Origin of the sequence: Agrobacterium sp. ST15.16.024 (assembly GCF_027956545.1) — a bacterium.
GTDB classification, from domain to species: Bacteria; Pseudomonadota; Alphaproteobacteria; order Rhizobiales; family Rhizobiaceae; genus Agrobacterium; species Agrobacterium cucumeris.
This window is the reverse complement of the sequence record NZ_JAQKGO010000003.1, coordinates 132,463-150,376: the sequence shown is the minus strand read 5'-3', so window position 1 is coordinate 150,376 and position 17,914 is coordinate 132,463. Positions and strand designations below refer to the sequence as shown.

Here is a 17,914-nt window from a genome sequence, read left to right as displayed (position 1 = left end):
TTTTTCGCGCTTCATTTTGTTTTCAAATGCCAATCAACAGGAGTTCTCCATGACCATCAAGCGTATCGAGCCGGGCAAGCGCATGAGCGGCGCCGTCGTTCACGGCAACACCGTTTATCTGGCCGGCCAGGTTGGCGAAGGCACCAGCGTTACGGAACAGAGCAAGTCTGCTCTCGCTGAAGTCGACCGCCTGCTGGCTGCTGCCGGTTCGGACAAGTCGAAGATCCTGCAGACCATCATCTATCTCTCCGACATGTCCACCTTCGGTGAAATGAACGCCGTCTGGGAAGGCTGGATCGACCCGGCAAACCCGCCGGCCCGCGCCACCAGCGGTGCACCATTGGCAACGCCGGATTACAAGGTTGAGTTCATCGTGACCGCTGCTCTCTGAGCATCCGTCTGAGTTTTTAAGAAAAGGCCGGGTCGCGGAATGCGGCCCGGCCTTTTTTGATGGGAAATTCGAAACGCTCGTTTCGTCATCCTCGGGCTTGTCCCGAGGATCCACTCACGTATCACAACTTGACAGGTGGCAGATGCTCGGGACAGGCCCGAGCATGACGGAAGAGAGACGATTGTCCCAGGTTTGTGAATCGTTTGCGCCATTCATTTCAGAAGCAAAGCAAGCGCCTTCTCAAACTGCTTCAACGTCTCCACCCGCTCCGCAAACCACAGCCGCGCCAGATCATTTACCGAGGCGAGATCGATACCATCCGGGTCGATGGAGGTGATTGTCCAGCGGCCGGCCTTTGCGCCGGCGAGAACTGCCAACCGCGATATTTCGCCCTTGATGGCGTTGAGGCGGGTAGCTTCGCTTTCCGTCGCAGCCATCAGTTCCGCCGCGCCTGAGAGATCGGTGCGCAGGTCGGCCGGGGTGATGTTGCTGGCATTGCGGGCCGGGCCGCCATTGATCTGCACACCTTCCGTCCGCAGCCGGTAAAGCCTTGTGTCGGGAAGCGAGAGATAAAGCTTCGCTTTGGGGTAACGGGCAACGTAGCGCCTGATGGCGAGTTGCGTCTCATCCGGGCCGAGCTGTTCCACCTTGCCCACCAGTGTCAGCCGCGGCAGCGTCAGCGCATCGCCCTTGCCGAAGGGCGCGAGCGTCAGCGAGATGCGCGGGTCGGCCTCCATGTTGCGGGCGTGCAGCGTCAGCCCGGCCGCGAAGAAGAACGGCGTGCCATCCGGCTCGATGCCGATATTGGTGGCGGTCGTATAGGGATAGCTGCTGACCGGATCGAGCGTGGCGAGCGCCGCCGTGCGGGATGTGTGCAGCACATCGCGGGCCACGCGCACCGCCTCGAAAGGTGCGCCGGCCGAAGGCTCGATCTTCGCGCCGCGTGGGGTGATGACGGGAGGGGCAACGTCCGGCATGTCTTATCCTGAGTTAGTGGATGCTGAGAGAAGCGTAAAACGTCTCCACGTCATGCCCGGGTCTGTCCCGTGCATCGGCAACCGATCGATTTAGCGCGACGTGGTTGGATCCTCGGGACAAGCCCGAGGATGACGTCAAGCGAGCGTCAGGATTTACACCATGCCGGAGGCATGTCCATGCGTCATGTCAGCTTTTTGTCCTGATCTGTGTCAGCGTGCGCGTTGGCGTGATCGCTTCCGGGTCCAGCTTCACCTCGATGATCGCCGGCTTGCCGCTCGCACGCGCCCGCTCGAAGGCAGCGGCGAAGTCTTGCGTTCTTTCCACCGTTTCGCCGTGGCCGCCATAGGCTTTGGCAAAAGCGTTGAAATCGGGATTGACGAGATCGGTGCCGCTCACACGGCCGGGATATTCCCGTTCCTGATGCATGCGGATGGTGCCATACGTGCCGTTATTCACCAGCACGGTGATGATCGGCAGGCCATAGCGCACGGCGGTGATGAATTCCTGTCCGTGCATCATGAAGCAGCCATCGCCGGCAAAGCAGATCACCTCCCGCTCCGGGAACAGGTGCTTTGCGGCAACCGCTGCCGGCAGGCCGTAACCCATCGAGCCGGAGGTTGGCGCCGATTGCGTGTTGAAGCGGCGGAAGCGGTGGAAGCGGTGCACCCAGGTGGCATAGTTGCCGGCGCCATTGGTGAAGATGGCGTTCTCAGGCACATTGGCCTCGATCCAGTCCATGATCGGACCCATCTGCACGGCGCCTGGGCCGGTCTGCGGCGGCGTGGACCAGTTGAGGTAAGCCGCATGTATGGCGGCGGTGCGCTCGGCCCATGCGGCGTTTGCCGGAAGCGAGATGGAGGACAGGGCGGCGACGAAATCATCCGGCGCGGCGCAGATTGCGAGATCGGGACGGTAAACGCGTCCAAGCTCTTCGGCTTCCGGATAGATGTGGATGAGATTCTGCGACGGGTAGGGGATGTCGAGCAGCGTATAACCGGAAGACGGCATTTCGGAGAGGCGGCCGCCGAGCAGGACCACGAGATCGGATTCCTTGATCTCCTTTGCCAGCGCCGGGTTGATGCCGATGCCGACATCGCCTGCATAGGAAGGGCTCAGATGATCGAACAGCATCTGGCGGCGGAAGGAACAGCCGACGGGCAGCTTGTGGTTTTCGGCAAATGCCCTGAAGCTCACCACGCTTTCCTCGGACCAGCGCGTGCCGCCGATAATGAAGATCGGCCGTTTTGCCTCGCCCAGCATTTTCGCGAAGGCCGCGATCTGTGACGGGCCGGGATGCGCTTCGACTGATGTGTAGGGCTTTGCCTCGGGCGCTTCTACCTCTTCCACCAGCATGTCTTCGGGCAGCGTCAGAACCACCGGGCCAGGGCGGCCGGAGGTGGCGACAGTGAAGGCGCGGGTGACGAATTCGGGGATGCGGCGGGCATCATCGATCTCGCCCACCCATTTGGCGAATTCGGTGAAGGCGCGGCGATATTCCACTTCCTGAAAGGCTTCGCGCTCGCGGGCTTCGCGCTGCACCTGGCCAATGAACAGGATCATCGGAATGGAATCCTGCCGTGCGATGTGCAGGCCGGCCGAGGCGTTGGTGGCACCCGGACCGCGGGTCACCATGCAGATGCCGGGTTCACCCGTCAGCCGGCCCCAGGTATCGGCCATCATGGCGGCGCCACCTTCCTGGCGGCAGACCACGGTTTCGATGCCGCTTTCATAAAGCGCGTCCAGCACCGCCAGATAGCTTTCGCCCGGAACGCAGGAAACGCGGGAGACACCATTGGCCTTCAGCGCTTCGACGATCAGTTGCCCACCGGTTCTTTTCATGGCGTCGTGGTCCTTTCGATGTTTTCCAGTTCGGCCAGCACCTGCGCCTGATGTTCGCCGAGCTTCGGGCTCGGGCGTTCATAGTGCAGCGGCGTCTGTGACATTATAATCGGTGTTCGCACACCGGGGATGACCGTGCCATCCTGAGCTTCGAGATCAACACGCAGGCCGCGTGCCTGAACCTGTGGATCGGCGAACATTTCCTCGATGGAGTTGATTGGCCCGGCCGGCACGGCATTCTTTTCGCAAGCGGTCAGAAGATCGCGCTTCTGCCATTTCAGCGTTTCGGTGGAAATGATCTGCCGGACTTCGACCTTATGCGCCACGCGGGTCTTGTTCGTCGCGTAACGCTCGTCATCCGCTATCGCGCCTATGCCGAGGATATTGCAGAGGCGGCGGAACTGGCCGTCATTGCCAACCGCGAGGATCAGGAAGCCATCGGCCGTCGGCACCACCTCATAGGGGGAAATATTCGGATGGGCATTGCCAAGCCGGATGGGCGGCTTGCCGGAAATCAGGTAATTCATGTTCTGGTTGGCGAGCACGGCCGACTGCACATCGAGAAGCGCCATGTCGATATGCTGGCCTTCGCCTGACCGTATGGCGTGGATCAGCGCGGCCTGAATGGCTGTCACGGAATAGATGCCGGTGAAGATATCGGCAACAGCCACGCCAGCCTTCATCGGCTGGCCATCCGGTTCGCCTGTTATCGACATGAAGCCCGACATGCCCTGCACGATATAATCATAACCGGCGAAATCGGCATAGGGACCGGTCTGGCCGAAACCGGTGATGGAGCAATAGATCAGCTTCGGATTGAGCACCTTCAGGCTCTCGTAATCGAGGCCATATTTGGCAAGCCCGCCGCGCTTGAAGTTTTCGATGACGACATCGGCAGTGCGCACCAGCCGGCGCACCAGCTCGCAGCCCTCAGGCGTCTTCAGATCGGCAATGATGGAGCGTTTGCCGCGATTGGTGGCGTGATAATAGGCGGCGGAGAGGTTTTCGCCTTCCGCGCCTTCAACGAAGGGCGGTCCCCATGTGCGGGTGTCGTCGCCGCCTTCGGGGTTTTCCACCTTGATGACGTCAGCGCCCATATCGGCCAGCATCTGCCCCGCCCAGGGACCGGCCAGAACACGCGCAAGCTCGATGACGCGAATGCCTGATAGTGGCGGTTTCCTGTTCGGCATGTCGGTCATCTGTCCCCCGGTCTTTTGTGCCTGCCGGTTATAGACCGCGCCTTGCCCCGCCGCATGTGATTTTATCTCATGGACTTATTCCGTTTTGGAACGGCACTAAACTGGGGCTGACACGGCAGCTTCGATATTCGTTGTGTTTTGAGAGTCCCCTAATTCCATCATTCCGGCTCAAGGCCGGAATGACGGGGAGGGCGTTTTACTGTCATCCACGACGCGGCCGCACCAGGCGGCGAAATCCGCCGCTACCGCCTGCCAGCCGATCTCGTTCAGGGTCTCGTGCCGCATGCCCTTGTAGATGGTGTGTTCGACATGGCTGAAACCTGCCTCCCGAAACCGCTCTGCGAGCCAGACGATCTCCCTGCCGTCATTGGTGGCGGCGTCCTGATCGCCGCTGACCAGTAAAAGCGGCAATGTCTTCGGCAGGCGCTCGATGAGTTTCGGGGCGCGATAAGAGAGTTCGAAGACGTCCTGCCACAGGGAAACGCTGGCCTCGAACTGGCAGAGCGGGTCTTGCACATAGGCGTCCACTGCCAGCCTGTCATGGCTCAGCCAGTCGGCATGGGTGCGCCTTTCCGGCATTTTTGCATTCCAGGCGCGAAAGGTTGCTTTCGGCAGGATGGCGCTTGGCACATCGGAGCCTTTCAGCATTTTTTCAAGCCGCAGCACCACCTGCGCGAGGCGGCCCATGACACCGGGATTGAGATTGGAATTCCAGATCGACAGGCCATCGAAGGCATCCGGATTGCTCACGGCGGTGTTGAGTGCCACGAGGCCACCCATGGAATGGCCGAACAGGATGACCGGCAGGCCGGGATGTCTTTCTCCGACCATGACCCGCATCGCCATGACGTCGGCAACGACCTTTTCCGCGCCATCCTTCCAGGCGAAGCGGCCGATCGGCGCATCCGCCGCTTTCGTGCGGCCGTGGCCGCGATGGTCGTGAGCATAGACCTCGAAGCCCTGCTGCGACATGACGTCGGCAAAACGCCGGTAACGGCCCGCATGCTCCACCAGGCCATGGCAGATCATCAGCACACCGCGGGCCGGGACAAGGGCGGAAGGCTGGTGGCGAAAGGCGATGGATGCGCCGGAAGGAGCGTCCAGTCTCTGGATCTGGCTGAACGCGAAGTTATCGGTCGTCTCATTCATCATAGCACCCATCGTGTCATCACGCAGCTTGTCATAATCATGGGGTCATAATCGTGCCAGAGGTTGCCCCACGGTCCTATTTACCCTACATAGCGGCAAATTTCCCGATACGTACTCTTAAAAATCCGATGTGGAGCATTCGCTACAATGGCACGTCAATTCATCTATCACATGGCTGGGCTGAACAAGTCCTATGGCGCGAAGAAGGTTCTGGAGAACGTCCATCTCTCCTTCTACCCCGATGCCAAGATCGGTATTCTCGGCCCGAACGGCGCTGGTAAGTCGACCGTTCTGAAAATCATGGCCGGCCTCGACAAAGAATATACCGGTGAAGCCTGGCTCGCCGAAGGTGCGACGCTCGGTTATCTCGAGCAGGAGCCGAAGCTCGACGAAAACAAGACCGTGATGGAAAACGTCATGGAAGGCGTGGCGAGCAAGACGGCGATCGTCGACCGCTATAACGAACTGATGATGAACTATTCCGACGAAACGGCGGATGAGGGCGCAAAGCTTCAGGACATGATCGACAGCCAGAACCTGTGGGATCTGGAAAATCAGGTCGAAATGGCCATGGACGCCCTGCGTTGCCCGCCTGGCGATTCGCCCGTGACCGGCCTTTCGGGTGGTGAGCGCCGCCGCGTGGCGCTGTGCAAGCTGCTGCTTTCGCAGCCCGACCTGCTGCTGCTCGACGAACCGACCAACCATCTGGACGCCGAAACCATCGCGTGGCTGGAAAAGCATCTGCGCGACTATCCCGGCGCCGTGATGATGATCACCCACGATCGCTACTTCCTCGACAACGTAACCGGCTGGATTCTCGAGCTCGACCGTGGCCGCGGCATTCCTTACGAAGGCAACTATTCCGCGTATCTTCAGGCAAAAGCCAAGCGTATGCAGCAGGAAGCCCGCGAGGACGCCTCGCGCCAAAAGGCTATCAGCCGCGAACAGGAATGGATCGCTTCCAGCCCCAAGGCTCGCCAGACGAAGTCCAAGGCGCGTATCCGCGCTTATGACGAGCTGGTGGAAGCCGCTGAAAACCGTCGTCCCGGCGACGCGCAGATCGTCATCCCCGTCGCCGAGCGTCTGGGCCGTGTCGTTATCGAGGCGGAAAACCTCACCAAGTCCTATGGCGACCGGGTGCTGATCGAAAACCTCACCTTCAAGCTGCCTCCGGGCGGCATTGTCGGCGTCATCGGCCCGAATGGTGCGGGCAAGACCACACTGTTTCGCATGATCACCGGTCAGGAACAGCCCGATAGCGGTTCGGTGACTGTCGGTGAAACGGTGCAGCTGGGTTATGTCGACCAAAGCCGCGATACGCTGGCGGGTGACAAGACCGTGTGGGAAGAAATCTCCGGCGGCAACGACATCATCAAGCTCGGCAAGTTCGAAGTGAATTCGCGCGCCTATTGCGGCGCCTTCAACTTCAAGGGCGGCGATCAGCAGCAGAAGGTCGGCAATCTCTCCGGCGGTCAGCGCAACCGCGTTCACCTTGCCAAGATGCTGAAGGCCGGCGGCAACGTGCTGCTGCTCGACGAACCGACCAACGACCTTGATACGGAAACGCTGGCGGCGCTTGAAGAAGCGCTGGAAGCCTTCGCCGGCTGCGCCGTTATCATCAGCCACGACCGCATGTTCCTCGACCGTCTGGCCACCCACATCCTCGCTTTTGAGGGTGACAGCCACGTGGAATGGTTCGAAGGCAACTTCGAAGACTATGAAAAGGACAAGGTCCGCCGCCTCGGCCCGGAAAGCATCAAGCCCGGCCGGGTGAGCTACAAGCGCCTGACGCGCTAATCCTTTTCCACATCGCTTCAGAAAGGCCCGCCGCAAAGCGGGCCTTTTCTCATGTAATAAGTGGACTTGATGGCGGCGCACCACAGTTTGCGCTTGCATCGAGCACCACATCGACATAAAGATATCTTTATATGTTGATTAGCTTGCGAGGCGCGGCAGAGTGGCGTTCGGTTTAGACAAATTGGTGGATCTTTTGAAGGCGGCGGGTGAACCGACGCGCTTTCGGTTGCTGGCGCTTCTGGCTGCCGGTGACCTGACGGTTACCGATCTTACCGAAATCCTTGGCCAGTCGCAGCCGCGCATCTCCCGTCATCTGAAGCTTTTGACGGAAGAGGGGCTGATCGAGCGTTATCAGGAAGGCGCATGGGCCTATTTCCGTCTGCGGCAGGATGGTGAGCCCGCCGTTGTGGTCAGGCAGCTGCTTGGCGCTGCATCGCCCTCCGATGCCGTCCTCCAGCGTGACAACGAACGGCTTTCTACCGTCAAGCGGGTGCGGGCGGAGCGGGCGCAGGATTATTTCAGCCGCAACGCGTCCGCCTGGGACGAGTTGCGCCGGCTGCATGTGAGCGATGAAGCCGTGGAAGGCGCGTTGCTGAAGCTGGTCGGCACCACGCCCGTCGATTCGCTGCTTGATCTCGGTACGGGCACGGGCCGCATTCTCCAGCTTCTGAGCGGCATCTATCGCCGGGCGATCGGCGTTGATGCCAGCCGTGACATGCTGTCTGTGGCGCGCGCCAATCTCGACAAGGCGGGTGTGGTCAATGCGTCCGTCCGCCATGGTGATATTCTCAACCTGCCGCTGGAAGGACAGGATTTCGATCTGATCGTCATCCATCAGGTGCTGCATTTTCTTGACCAGCCGGAAATCGCGCTTTCCGAGGCCGCGCGTATGCTGCGTCCCGGCGGGCGGCTGATCGTCATCGATCTCGCACCGCATTCCTTTGAATATCTGCGTGACGAGCATGCGCATGTGCGGCTCGGCTTTTCGCATCCGTTGATGGAAGAATGGCTGAAAAAGGCCGGGCTTGCGCCTGACCGCGCCGTCGATCTTCATTCTGAAAGGGCGTCCGAGGAGTCTCTGGACGTGACGATATGGGTTGCCCGCGACCAGCGGCTGCTGATGGCAGACGATGTGGTGCAAGAGGCGGTTTTACTTGGCTCCCGGAGGGCATGATATGTTGAGGTCGGAAACCGCGCGCCGTGATGGCGATATCCGGTTATCTTTCGAGTTTTTCCCGCCCAAGAATGCCGAGATGGAGACCCATCTCTGGGAAACGGTTGCCGAGCTGAAAAAATGGAACCCGGATTTCGTGTCCGTCACCTATGGCGCGGGCGGTTCCACCAAGGCGCCGACGCTGGACGCGGTGCGCCGGATGATCGGCGACAGTCATTTGCCGACCGCCGCGCATCTGACCTGTGTGGATGCCAGCCGTGATGATGTGCATCAGGTTGTCGAAGAGTTTCGCAATGCCGGCGTTCGCCATTTCGTGGCGCTGCGCGGCGACCCCTCCACCGGCATCGGCACGGCTTACAAGCCGCATCCGGAGGGTTATGAAAACGCTGCTGCACTGGTAAAGGGTCTGCGCGAGATCGGCGATTTCGAGATTTCCGTATCGGCCTATCCGGAGAAGCATCCTGAAAGCGCGAGCGAGGCGGTTGATATCGACATGCTGAAGCGCAAGGCGGATAATGGCGCGACCCGCGCGCTGACGCAATTCTTCTTCGATAATGACGTGTTTGAGCGTTATATGGAGCGGGTGACGGCGGCTGGTATCACCATTCCGGTGGTGCCGGGCATCATGCCGATCCAGAACCTTACCCAGCTCAAGCGTTTTGCCGGTCGTTGCGGCACCAGCGTTCCCGGTTTTCTGGATGAGCGTTTCGAAGGTTACGATGAAGACCTAGAAGGGCGCGCCCGCGTGGCTGCCGAAGTTGCCGCCGAGCAGATCGCCGATCTGCAGCGGCGCGGCGTGAACGAATTCCATCTCTACACCATGAACCGCGCGCCGCTGGTTGAAGCGGTGCTGGAAAATCTCGGGCTGGAACGTCTGCGCCGCAGCGCCGCCTGATTTTTAAAACTCTATTTTCGACATGAAAAAAGCGCAGACCCGAAAGGATCTGCGCTTTTTAAATTCGTGTCATCTACGGTTCTTATCTGCGTTTGGTCTTCACGTCTCGTCAGATGAAAAGCATCATCGCTACGAACAAAAACGCCAAACCGACTGCCAAGGCATTGAGAGATTTTGTAAGTCCCATGGGTGCCTCCTGTTGTTGACAGGTTCGATAATATGACCGTTTTGTGGCAGTTGAAAAGCGGTTTCTGTGATGCAGTGCAGCACGCTTTGAGGCGGCATAAAAAAGAAGATTCTGTAATCGTCTGAAAATGAAAGATTATTTCTCTTTCACGCAGTGCTTCATACGTTTAAAAAAAGTAAATGACCGGGGTGTTATCCCCAGTCATCCAGTCGAGATTAACGATTTCGCCTTGATTCCGTCGGACAGATTAAAGGCCGGACGGCGTCGTTAAGATTGCTTAAAGCGCCTGCAGAAGTGCAGCTGACGGCCAGCCATCCGCGGGCATGCCGAGGCGCTGCTGTTCCTTCTGGATGGCGACACGGGTGCCGGAACCCAGGATGCCATCGACCTTGCCGACATTGTGTCCGCGCGCCTCAAGCTTGGTCTGAAGTTGCTTCATGGTCGCGTCATCAAAGCCCGGCTCGGGATTGCCCTTGTTGTAGACGGGAGAACCCATCAGGCGGGTGGCGAAATAGGCGGCCGAAGTCGTGTAGATGAACGACTGGTTCCATTCCAGGTAGATGTTGAAATTCGGATAGGTGATGAAGGTCGGCCCCTTGCGGCCCTGCGGCATGATGAGGGCTGCGGGCAGGGAGGCAAAGTTTTTGTTGCCGTCACGCGGCGTCACGCCAAGAGCGAACCATTCACCGGCGGTGAGCGGACCGCCGAGGCCGGATTTTTCCCATGGCAGGTTTTCCGGCAGGGAGACTTCCTGAATCCACGGCTCGCCCTTCTTGAAGCCGAGATGCTGGATGAATTTCGCAGCCGTCAGGATGGCATCCGGGGCGCTATCCTTGACGTTGATGTGGCCGTTGCCATCACCATCAACGCCGAAAGCAATGATATCCTTGGGCAGCATCTGCACCTGGCCGATTTCACCGGCCCATGCGCCGGTGTTGGTGGCAGGGTCGAGATCACCATGCTGAACCATTTCAATGAGCGCCAGCAACTGCGGACGGAAAAGTTCCGGGCGGCGGCAATCATGTGAGAGGGTCACCAGCGCGTTGCGGGTGTTGAAGTCACCCTGAACGGCGCCGAAATCGGTTTCCATGGCCCAGAAGGCGGCGATGACGCCAGCCGGTACGCCATATTCACTTTCGGCGCGGGCGAAGGTGGAGGAGAGCTCCTGCAGCTTCCTGCGGCCGATATCCAGACGGGCCTGGCTGACGGTGCGCTGGGAGAATTCCAGGAAGGTCTGGCGGAAGACGCCCTGTGCCCGGTCACGCGAAAGCACTTTCGGATCGATCTGGGCGCCGGCAAGCGCCTTCTGGATCGCGTCGGCCGGAATGCCCTTGGCCAGCGCATCGGCTTTCACGCCCTCGAGAAATGCACTGAGATCACCGCCGCAGGCGACCTGCTTGGGATCGTCAGGCGAGGCAACGGGCGGAGTGGCAAGGGCGGAGCCAGTGGAAAGGAGCGACAAAGCGGCGGCAAAAATGATGCTGCGCGACCGGAAGGTAGACATGGGAATTTCCTCAATGGGTTGTAGGCCCGCTTTACCCACATGTTTGCGACAAAAAAACGGGTCGGGCGATCTGCCGATGCTGGAGAACGCCGATTTTTAGAATGTGTTGCTTCTTGGCCGTGTTTATTTGGCGGAAGCGACCCATTTGCGCCAGTTTTTCTCGCTGCCGGCAAAAACATTGATGTCGGTTGGGCCGTTTACACCGGGCACAACGCCGGTTGCCGTATATTGCCAGAAGGCCCATTGGCGTTCTTCGTAGATCTTGGCCGGATGGGCTGCGACTGAGCGCACCCAGAAATGGTAATTCTTGAACTGGCCGACGAGATTGTCGCGGTGGAAATCGACCGACGTGTAGATGATCGGGCGTTTGCCATAATGCGCCTCCAGGCGATCAAGGAAACGCTGCATCTCGGCACGCACGATGCCCGGCGCAGGCCTTGTCTTGCAGGTGGGGGAGGCGGGGTTCCATTCGACGTCGAGAACCGGCGGCAGGGTGACGGCGTCCTTCGGCACGTTGCGAATGAACCAGTCGGCCTGGGCATCGGCCGTCGAGCAGAAATAATAAAAGTGATAGGGCGCGTGGAGGATATCCGCCGCTGCGGCGCTGCGCCAATGGTCGCCGAATTTCGGATCGATGCGGTCCGATCCTTCCGTCGCCTTGATGAAGACGAAGGAAACGCCTGACTTGCGCACGGTCTGCCAGTCGACATCGCCATTCCATTTGGACACGTCGATACCGTGCACCTCGTGGCGATGCGGGTTGTTCATGCCGAAATCCTGCGGGTCGGTATCCGCGAATTTCGGCTTGGAAACGGACGCGGTTTCAAGCAGGTCGTAGCTCGTGGACGTGCAGCCGCCGATCAATAGCAAAGCCGACAATAGTGCCGATAAACGCAGCCGCATTGGAACCCTGATGAAAGTGTTGTTGCCCATCCCGCAGCCGCAACATGGTGCGGCGCATCTCCCGATTTACCCATAACATGGTAAACAAACTGATATGGCAAGGGGCAACGGCCCTTTTAGGCTTCGCAAGTCGCTGTATTCGAAGCGATTTGTGGTGCGGTGGCGGGAATAACGGCAAAACGCCGCAAAGGGGAAGTCGCGTTGGCGGGGCCACACCTTACTCTTGCCAAGGTGCCGGAATCTCTTTCGAGAATCAGGCGTCCGCCAGCATCCGGCTGATTTTCGGCTGCACTTCGGCGACCGGAAGCGTGATGACGGCCCGCCATGCGTAACCGCGGGCGATCTCTTCGAATTCAAGATTACCGTCAAAGCGGCCAGCCATATTCGCCATGATATAACGAAGATTGGCGCGCGGCGTGACGTGGAAACGGGTGAGCCAAGCCTGCAGGAGGCTGCGGAACCACTTCGGCAATTGTTCCTGCTGGCCAAAATCGACAATATGCAGGGAGCCGCCGGGTTTGAGCGCCATGAGCGCCTGTTCGATTGCCTTTTCCCACTCCGGTATCATGGAGAGTGCATAGGGGATCATGACGCGATCGAAACCGTCGGGCTGGCCGAATTCAGCGGCGCGGAAGGCGGTGGCATCGGCCACACGCAGAATGGGACGCTCGGCCTTGCCGGCAAAGTTTTCCGATGCGGTCAGCAGCATTTCGGATGAAATATCGAGGCCGAAGAGTTTTGCCTGCGGAAATTTCCGGCTGGCCAAAAGCAGATTACGGCCGGTGCCACAGCCGACTTCGAGCAGCGTGCCGCCATTGGGCACATCGAGACCGGAAATGGTCCGGTCGCGGCCCAGGAGATAATATTTGCGGGTTATATCGTAGATATGCCGCTGGTGGCGATACATGCGGTCCATCAGGCCCGCATGCGCGCTGTCTGCAAGACCTACATTCTCGCCGATGGTTTTCATGCCATAGCCCTCTGGTAGATATGGAAACCGCCGTAAATGGCCGATCGATCCATGGCGTTCAGCTCTTGCGACCGCTCTTCGAGATAGACCCACTGGTTGCGGATGTCGGTGGAAAGCCGGCCTTCGATAACGCTCTTTTCGGCGGCGGTGCGGAAGATGACGCGTGCGCCGGGAGCGGCGGTGCGACTGATCTGTGACCACAATTCGTTGAGCTGCCCGTCCGTCATCCAATCCTGCGCGTCGAGGAGAATGTAGCGATCGACACCGCTTGCCGGCTTTTTGGAAAGAAGCTCGGTATAGGTGGCGTGGTGCACGGCGACGCGAGCGGTATTGTTGCGGATCGTCTCGTAATATTCCGGCTTCAGATAGGCGGGCAGGGCGCCCTCATGCGGCTCGGGATAACGGCGCGCAAAGGCCTGCCAGGCGAAATAATTGTCACTGAGCGGGAAGTTGCAGGCAAGCTTTTCCAGCCGCTCCTTGAGCACGGCGGCAACTGTGCCGTTCGAGGAAAGGCTCGCCAGTTCGTCATATTGACGGGGCGGAATACCGAGGCCGAACAGCGAGCTTTTGCGCTTCGTCAGCCAGCGCACCACCGGCTTGTCGAACAGGGGGGCGACCTTGCTGTCGAAAAACTGGCGTTGTTCGTCCAGCGTGCGGGTCTTGGCCATTTCGGTGAGTTTTACGCCGTGCAGGCGCGCCATCAGATGGCCGGCGCCGATGAAACGGCCGAGCAGGCCGGTGCGATAGATGTTCCGGTCGAACACCGAAATGCGGCGGCGGCCGGAGAGGGTACGCTTCGACCAGTAGGCCTTGGTCGTATCATCGAGATGGTCGGCGATGAAGCGATCGTAGCCATGGCTGTTGCTGCGCGTATTGGCGCGGCCGAAGTGACGCACGACGTCCTGATGGGCAGGCAGGTGGCGGAAGGCGGCGAGCTTCAGTTTGTTGAGGGCAATATGATGCGGGTTCAAATCCACGACATCGATGCTGGCAGGGTTGCGGGAGAGATAGGCCAGCATGTTGCAGCCGCCCGAACCGATGGTGACAACACGGTGGCCTTCGCCAAGCTCCATCGCTTCCATGTCGATTTCCGGGTCTTCCCAGATTTGCGGATAAACGAGACCGGAAAACAGGACTCCGAAGAACCGTTCGGAAAGACCGCTTTTCGAGAGTGCCTTGTGCTGGAGCAATGCGGACTTCAGTTTCGTGTTTTTGCTGAAGCCGGTCTTGGGTGCCGCACTCGTCATATGTTCACCTCTCAGTCGATTGAGAGGCGTCTACAGCCGTGACGCTACAGTTTGATGACAGGGGCTGTGGGTGAAGGCAACGAAGCAAAGAGACTGTGGGAAACCATCGGCATCTAAGTTGCCAACGAAACCTCGTGACACACGACGTCATCCTCGGGCTTGACCCGAGGAAGACGGAGACAAAATTTCAGGCGCTTTTGTCGCCGGCCTCGAGAAGCCGAATGAATTCAGACGGCATTCCCAATGCAGCCAGAGCTATTACTTCCGCAGAACGTGCAGCATGCCCTTGCGCTTGGCATCATAATAATAACCGCGGGCATAAAGACGGACCGCGTTGTCGCGGTTGTTATCGGCCACCACCCATGCGCCGCTCAGATATTTGACGGCGTATTTTAGGTTGGTTTCGGCATCGAACAGACCGGAGGCGGGGCCATCAAAGCCCATGGAGCGGGCCGTGGCGTGCCTGATCTGCATCAGGCCGAAGTTGCCGCTGTTATAAGCACCGGGATTATACATGCTTTCACGCTGCACCACGCGGTGAACCAGATCTTCCGGCACATTATACATGACGGCATATTTGGAAATCAGCCCGCTCAGCTTTTCGCGCCCGGCCGGTGCCGCTTTAAGCGGCGTGGTCATCGCTTCGTTCTGCCGGATGGCGGCAAGGGCAGCGTTTGTGGGGCCAGAGGCGTAGGCGAGAACCGTGCTGTCGGGCTTCGGCAGCGGAATGACTTTTCGCTCCGCCGTCAATTCGGTGCCGATGGAGGGCGTGCCGGGCGGCGGCGGTGCGGGCGGGAAGCTGCCCTTCACGGCAACGACCTGCGGCAGATCGGCTGCGGCATTGTGGACGGTCGGCTGTGCCGCTGCACCAGCGGTTTCAATCGCGGCTGCTGCTGGCGTGACGCCTGTCGGTGCGAGAGCCGCGACCGTGGTCGGCGCGGATGTCATCACCGCGGCTTGAGCCACTTCATTCTGCTGCGGCTGCATCTGCGCGCTGATCGCGGCCGCCGCTGCAATTTCAGAGGCCGGCGGCAGCGCCACGCGTCCGCCCTTGACGGCGACTGCGGTGGGAAGTGCTGCAGGCTGGGAAGAGGTTGCTGCATCAGCGGTCTGGGTCGCCGATGTGGCGGCTGTTGCGCCGGGTACCGTTTCGGCTGCTGCCGTCTGCGTCGATGCCTGGGCGGGTGCCGTAGCGGGGCTGACTGTTGCGATTTTCGGGCCGTTCGGACCTTCCTTCGCGGTATATTCGACGCTGGTACAGCCGCTTAATGCCAATGCCAGACCCACGGTGGAAGACAGAAGAAGTGCACTTCTTCCGCGGAATTTGCCCGAATTTCGCATGTTGCCGCCTTCGTTATGCCTGTCTCTCGATACCCCCGCGTCAAGCGAAGCAGGCAGTGTCCCGTCGAGCCTTCATTAACCTATTGTAAGGATAGCGGCAAGCCGGCACGTGGCGTCCCGGTTTTTCAGGCTGCGATGCGCCTGTATCCGGCGCTGACGGCGCGGCCGGAAATGAAGTGGGTGCGGTACTTCGGCCGGATTTTTTTCTCGCCCGACATGCGGCGCACCAGCGCCAGCGTTGAGCTGGCAAACAGCGCCTGTGCGGTGAGAACGGCAAGTGCCAGAAGCAGGATTGCGGCCTGCGCCACCGTCAGTGTTTCCACGGCGTTACCGGAGGTGGAAATGAATTGCGGCAACAGCGCCAGAAAGAATGTGAAGTAACGCGGGCGCAACGCGGCAATGGCGTAACAATCGCGGAAAATGCCACTCCATGATTTGCCCGGCAGATTGTCGTTATCGGCATTAGCCGCCTGGGCGGCGGGTGTCGCAAAAGTCCACAACAGAAACAGCATCAGCCAGCCGATGCCGGCCCATTGCACTATGCCCAGGAAGGATTGCGGCAGATAAGCCAGACCGGCCACTGGAATGGCCGAAATCGTCATGGCCGTGACGATGCCGAGCGCCCCGCCGCTGACGGAGGCGAAGATGGTTTTTTTGCCGCGGATGGTGGCATAGGAGGCGACAGAGAATACAAGTGGGGAGGGAAGTGCGAACACAACGGCACATGCTGCACAAAAAATCAGCCAGGCCTGTCCAGACATTCTCTTCCTCCTTGCCCTCCCTGTCACCGCATTAATTAGCCTATCGTAAAATTAGGCCGCTGTGAACGGTTGACCGACGTGTTCCATCACTTCGGTAAACCATTTTGCAGAAAGGTCGAAATGCTTTCCACCCTTGATACGCGGAAACTCGATGGTCCGCAATTTGCCGTTCTGATCTTCATCATGGCCGGTGACGCCGGAGACCTTGTTGAGCGCGCTTTCGACGGCGAGATCGACCATGCCCTGGATGAGGCGCAGATCATCGCCATTGGCGGGCGCGGAGCGGGCGAAATAGCCTGACTTCTGCACCATGGAGCGTTCTGCGCCGATGAGGCCGGCGAATTGCTTCTGGAACCAGCCACCGACATTGATGGTGTCGATCTTCACATGGCCGAAGGCGTCGCGCTTGACGGCTTCGCCCGAGGCTTCCCGTTCGGCAACGATCGAATCAAGGCCGGCACCTTCGGAAACAAACAGCGTGACGTAGCCGTGTCTGTCCATGATCGCCTTCAGGCGCTCGGCTTCCGCCTCGATGTCGAAGGCCATTTCCGGCAGGTAGATGCCGTCGATGTTCTTCATCTGCGTGTTCATCATCAGACCTTCGACATATTCATTGCCGCTGGTCTTCTGGATATAGGCGCGGGCGGTTGCCGCCGTCAGCCAGCCGCAATGGCGACCCATGACTTCATGGATGACGAAAGTCTTCGGCGCAGCGCTCTGTTCGTTGCTGACATTGTCGAAGAAGGCTGCGCCGACTTCGGCAGCGGTCCATGCGCCGAGAGACTGCTTGATCGGCACCACGTCATTGTCCACGGTCTTCGGCAGGCCGACGACGGTGAGGTCGTAACCATTGGCGCCGAGATAGGCGGCGAGGTCCGCGGCCGTCGTATTGGTGTCGTCACCGCCGATGGTGTGAAGAATGGTGATGCCGTCAGCGGCCAGCCGTTCGGCGGCGACGCGAAGCGGATTGTCGCCTTCCTTGACCAGGCCGCGCTTGGCGCAGTCGGCGGCGTTGGTAAGCTTGACGCGGCTGTTGCCGATCGGCGAGCCGCCATAACGGTGCAGCAAAGGGGCCTTTTCGCGCATGTCCCTGGTGATCTCGATGCGATCGCCCAGAAGCACGCCCTGATAACCGGAGCGGTAGGCCACGATGTCGATTTCAGGCGCAATGTCGCTATAGCGCTCGATCAGGCCGCCGACGGCCGAAGAGAGACAGGGCGCAAGGCCACCCGCGGTCAGCATTGCGACTTTCTGTTTGGCCATCATGGCTCTCCTTTTTGCATAAACTCAAAGACATGTCTGGCAAATGGATGCGACAGCCGCGTGTAGGTGTAAAGTGAATTTATCAAGAAAAACGCCGATTTCTCGCGGCTTTTCAGCGGCTTGAGGAAACTGGCCGAATATAATCGTTTCAATCCGCATCGAGGCCACCAGCTGCCTGTATCCGCTTGCGGCACCTGTGGAAAACCCCGGGCGTGCTGTTTGCCCCGCTCTTGTTCCTGAAGCAAAACTGTCGCAAAGATGAATAAAAGTTAATGCCGCCGCACTGCCGGACATATTGCATTCACGGCAATATCCC

Annotated in this window: 16 protein-coding genes; 4 read left to right on the top strand and 12 right to left on the bottom strand. The window is 59.5% G+C overall.

What is annotated here, in order from left to right; genetic code table 11:
- The first annotated feature begins 49 nt into the window (after positions 1-49).
- On the top strand, positions 50-391 hold the full coding sequence (locus PL640_RS12665; RefSeq protein WP_003494829.1) for a RidA family protein: 342 nt from the start codon (positions 50-52) through the stop codon (positions 389-391).
- 212 nt (positions 392-603) lie between these two features.
- Here the strand turns inward: PL640_RS12665 and PL640_RS12660 are convergent, their stop codons facing one another.
- The 4 genes from PL640_RS12660 to PL640_RS12645 form a co-directional block, all read right to left on the bottom strand.
- Positions 604-1,368 carry a HugZ family pyridoxamine 5'-phosphate oxidase gene (locus PL640_RS12660; protein ID WP_271362183.1) on the bottom strand — a complete coding sequence of 255 codons (765 nt, stop codon included), beginning with the start codon at positions 1,366-1,368 and terminating at the stop codon, positions 604-606.
- Between the two features lie 187 nt (positions 1,369-1,555).
- The gene (locus PL640_RS12655; RefSeq protein WP_271362182.1) at positions 1,556-3,208 is read right to left on the bottom strand and encodes a thiamine pyrophosphate-binding protein; all 1,653 of its coding nucleotides are present in this window, start codon (positions 3,206-3,208) and stop codon (positions 1,556-1,558) included.
- On the bottom strand, positions 3,205-4,407 hold the full coding sequence (locus PL640_RS12650; RefSeq protein ID WP_271362181.1) for a CaiB/BaiF CoA transferase family protein: 1,203 nt from the start codon (positions 4,405-4,407) through the stop codon (positions 3,205-3,207). The genes PL640_RS12655 and PL640_RS12650 overlap by 4 nt, the downstream gene beginning before the upstream one ends.
- Before the next feature lie 168 nt (positions 4,408-4,575).
- Positions 4,576-5,556, bottom strand: coding sequence for an alpha/beta fold hydrolase (locus tag PL640_RS12645; protein WP_271362180.1), 981 nt, complete (start codon positions 5,554-5,556; stop codon positions 4,576-4,578).
- Positions 5,557-5,703: 147 nt separating this feature from the next.
- On the opposite strand from PL640_RS12645, the gene ettA reads away from it, so the two are divergent.
- The 3 genes from ettA (at position 5,704) to metF (ending at position 9,422) form a co-directional block, all read left to right on the top strand.
- Complete coding sequence (gene ettA, locus PL640_RS12640; protein WP_046798039.1) at positions 5,704-7,353, top strand: energy-dependent translational throttle protein EttA; 1,650 nt, start codon at positions 5,704-5,706, stop codon at positions 7,351-7,353.
- A 160-nt stretch (positions 7,354-7,513) separates the two neighbouring features.
- Positions 7,514-8,527 (top strand): ArsR/SmtB family transcription factor, encoded by a 1,014-nt coding sequence (locus tag PL640_RS12635; RefSeq protein ID WP_142840290.1) that lies wholly within the window; start codon positions 7,514-7,516, stop codon positions 8,525-8,527.
- A gap of 1 nt (position 8,528) precedes the next feature.
- Positions 8,529-9,422: a methylenetetrahydrofolate reductase [NAD(P)H] gene (gene metF / locus PL640_RS12630; protein ID WP_161991240.1), complete on the top strand. Its 894-nt coding sequence runs from the start codon at positions 8,529-8,531 to the stop codon at positions 9,420-9,422.
- A gap of 464 nt (positions 9,423-9,886) precedes the next feature.
- Here the strand turns inward: metF and PL640_RS12625 are convergent, their stop codons facing one another.
- The 8 genes from PL640_RS12625 to PL640_RS12590 all read right to left on the bottom strand — a co-directional run bounded on the left by PL640_RS12625 (position 9,887) and on the right by PL640_RS12590 (position 17,892).
- Positions 9,887-11,113 (bottom strand): lytic murein transglycosylase, encoded by a 1,227-nt coding sequence (locus PL640_RS12625; protein ID WP_271362179.1) that lies wholly within the window; start codon positions 11,111-11,113, stop codon positions 9,887-9,889.
- Between the two features lie 123 nt (positions 11,114-11,236).
- Positions 11,237-12,016, bottom strand: coding sequence for a glycoside hydrolase family 25 protein (locus tag PL640_RS12620; protein ID WP_271362178.1), 780 nt, complete (start codon positions 12,014-12,016; stop codon positions 11,237-11,239).
- 253 nt (positions 12,017-12,269) lie between these two features.
- A complete protein-coding gene (locus PL640_RS12615) occupies positions 12,270-12,986 on the bottom strand; it encodes a class I SAM-dependent methyltransferase (protein WP_271362177.1) in 717 nt (238 codons plus the stop codon).
- Positions 12,983-14,233, bottom strand: a complete 1,251-nt coding sequence (locus tag PL640_RS12610; protein ID WP_046798044.1) for a DUF3419 family protein — start codon at positions 14,231-14,233, stop codon at positions 12,983-12,985. The genes PL640_RS12615 and PL640_RS12610 overlap by 4 nt, the downstream gene beginning before the upstream one ends.
- 258 nt (positions 14,234-14,491) lie before the next feature.
- On the bottom strand, positions 14,492-15,574 hold the full coding sequence (locus tag PL640_RS12605; protein WP_271362176.1) for a transglycosylase SLT domain-containing protein: 1,083 nt from the start codon (positions 15,572-15,574) through the stop codon (positions 14,492-14,494).
- Positions 15,575-15,699: 125 nt separating this feature from the next.
- Positions 15,700-16,335 carry a LysE family translocator gene (locus PL640_RS12600; RefSeq protein WP_271362175.1) on the bottom strand — a complete coding sequence of 212 codons (636 nt, stop codon included), beginning with the start codon at positions 16,333-16,335 and terminating at the stop codon, positions 15,700-15,702.
- A 51-nt stretch (positions 16,336-16,386) separates the two neighbouring features.
- Positions 16,387-17,598 (bottom strand): pyrophosphate--fructose-6-phosphate 1-phosphotransferase, encoded by a 1,212-nt coding sequence (locus tag PL640_RS12595; RefSeq protein WP_142840286.1) that lies wholly within the window; start codon positions 17,596-17,598, stop codon positions 16,387-16,389.
- A 24-nt stretch (positions 17,599-17,622) separates the two neighbouring features.
- Positions 17,623-17,892 (bottom strand): hypothetical protein, encoded by a 270-nt coding sequence (locus tag PL640_RS12590; protein ID WP_269703200.1) that lies wholly within the window; start codon positions 17,890-17,892, stop codon positions 17,623-17,625.
- Positions 17,893-17,914 lie beyond the last annotated feature (22 nt).

Excerpts from the sequence above, each read along its gene's own strand:
- PL640_RS12665 (WP_003494829.1), top strand. The coding sequence starts at position 50 with ATGACCATCAAGCGTATCGAGCCGGGCAAGCGCATGAGCGGCGCCGTC.
- PL640_RS12660 (WP_271362183.1), bottom strand. The coding sequence starts at position 1,368 with ATGCCGGACGTTGCCCCTCCCGTCATCACCCCACGCGGCGCGAAGATC.
- PL640_RS12655 (WP_271362182.1), bottom strand. The coding sequence starts at position 3,208 with ATGAAAAGAACCGGTGGGCAACTGATCGTCGAAGCGCTGAAGGCCAAT.
- PL640_RS12650 (WP_271362181.1), bottom strand. The coding sequence starts at position 4,407 with ATGACCGACATGCCGAACAGGAAACCGCCACTATCAGGCATTCGCGTC.
- PL640_RS12645 (WP_271362180.1), bottom strand. The coding sequence starts at position 5,556 with ATGAATGAGACGACCGATAACTTCGCGTTCAGCCAGATCCAGAGACTG.
- ettA (WP_046798039.1), top strand. The coding sequence starts at position 5,704 with ATGGCACGTCAATTCATCTATCACATGGCTGGGCTGAACAAGTCCTAT.
- metF (WP_161991240.1), top strand. The coding sequence starts at position 8,529 with ATGTTGAGGTCGGAAACCGCGCGCCGTGATGGCGATATCCGGTTATCT.
- PL640_RS12625 (WP_271362179.1), bottom strand. The coding sequence starts at position 11,113 with ATGTCTACCTTCCGGTCGCGCAGCATCATTTTTGCCGCCGCTTTGTCG.
- PL640_RS12620 (WP_271362178.1), bottom strand. The coding sequence starts at position 12,016 with ATGCGGCTGCGTTTATCGGCACTATTGTCGGCTTTGCTATTGATCGGC.
- PL640_RS12615 (WP_271362177.1), bottom strand. The coding sequence starts at position 12,986 with ATGAAAACCATCGGCGAGAATGTAGGTCTTGCAGACAGCGCGCATGCG.
- PL640_RS12610 (WP_046798044.1), bottom strand. The coding sequence starts at position 14,233 with ATGACGAGTGCGGCACCCAAGACCGGCTTCAGCAAAAACACGAAACTG.
- PL640_RS12605 (WP_271362176.1), bottom strand. The coding sequence starts at position 15,574 with ATGCGAAATTCGGGCAAATTCCGCGGAAGAAGTGCACTTCTTCTGTCT.
- PL640_RS12600 (WP_271362175.1), bottom strand. The coding sequence starts at position 16,335 with ATGTCTGGACAGGCCTGGCTGATTTTTTGTGCAGCATGTGCCGTTGTG.
- PL640_RS12595 (WP_142840286.1), bottom strand. The coding sequence starts at position 17,598 with ATGGCCAAACAGAAAGTCGCAATGCTGACCGCGGGTGGCCTTGCGCCC.
- PL640_RS12590 (WP_269703200.1), bottom strand. The coding sequence starts at position 17,892 with ATGTCCGGCAGTGCGGCGGCATTAACTTTTATTCATCTTTGCGACAGT.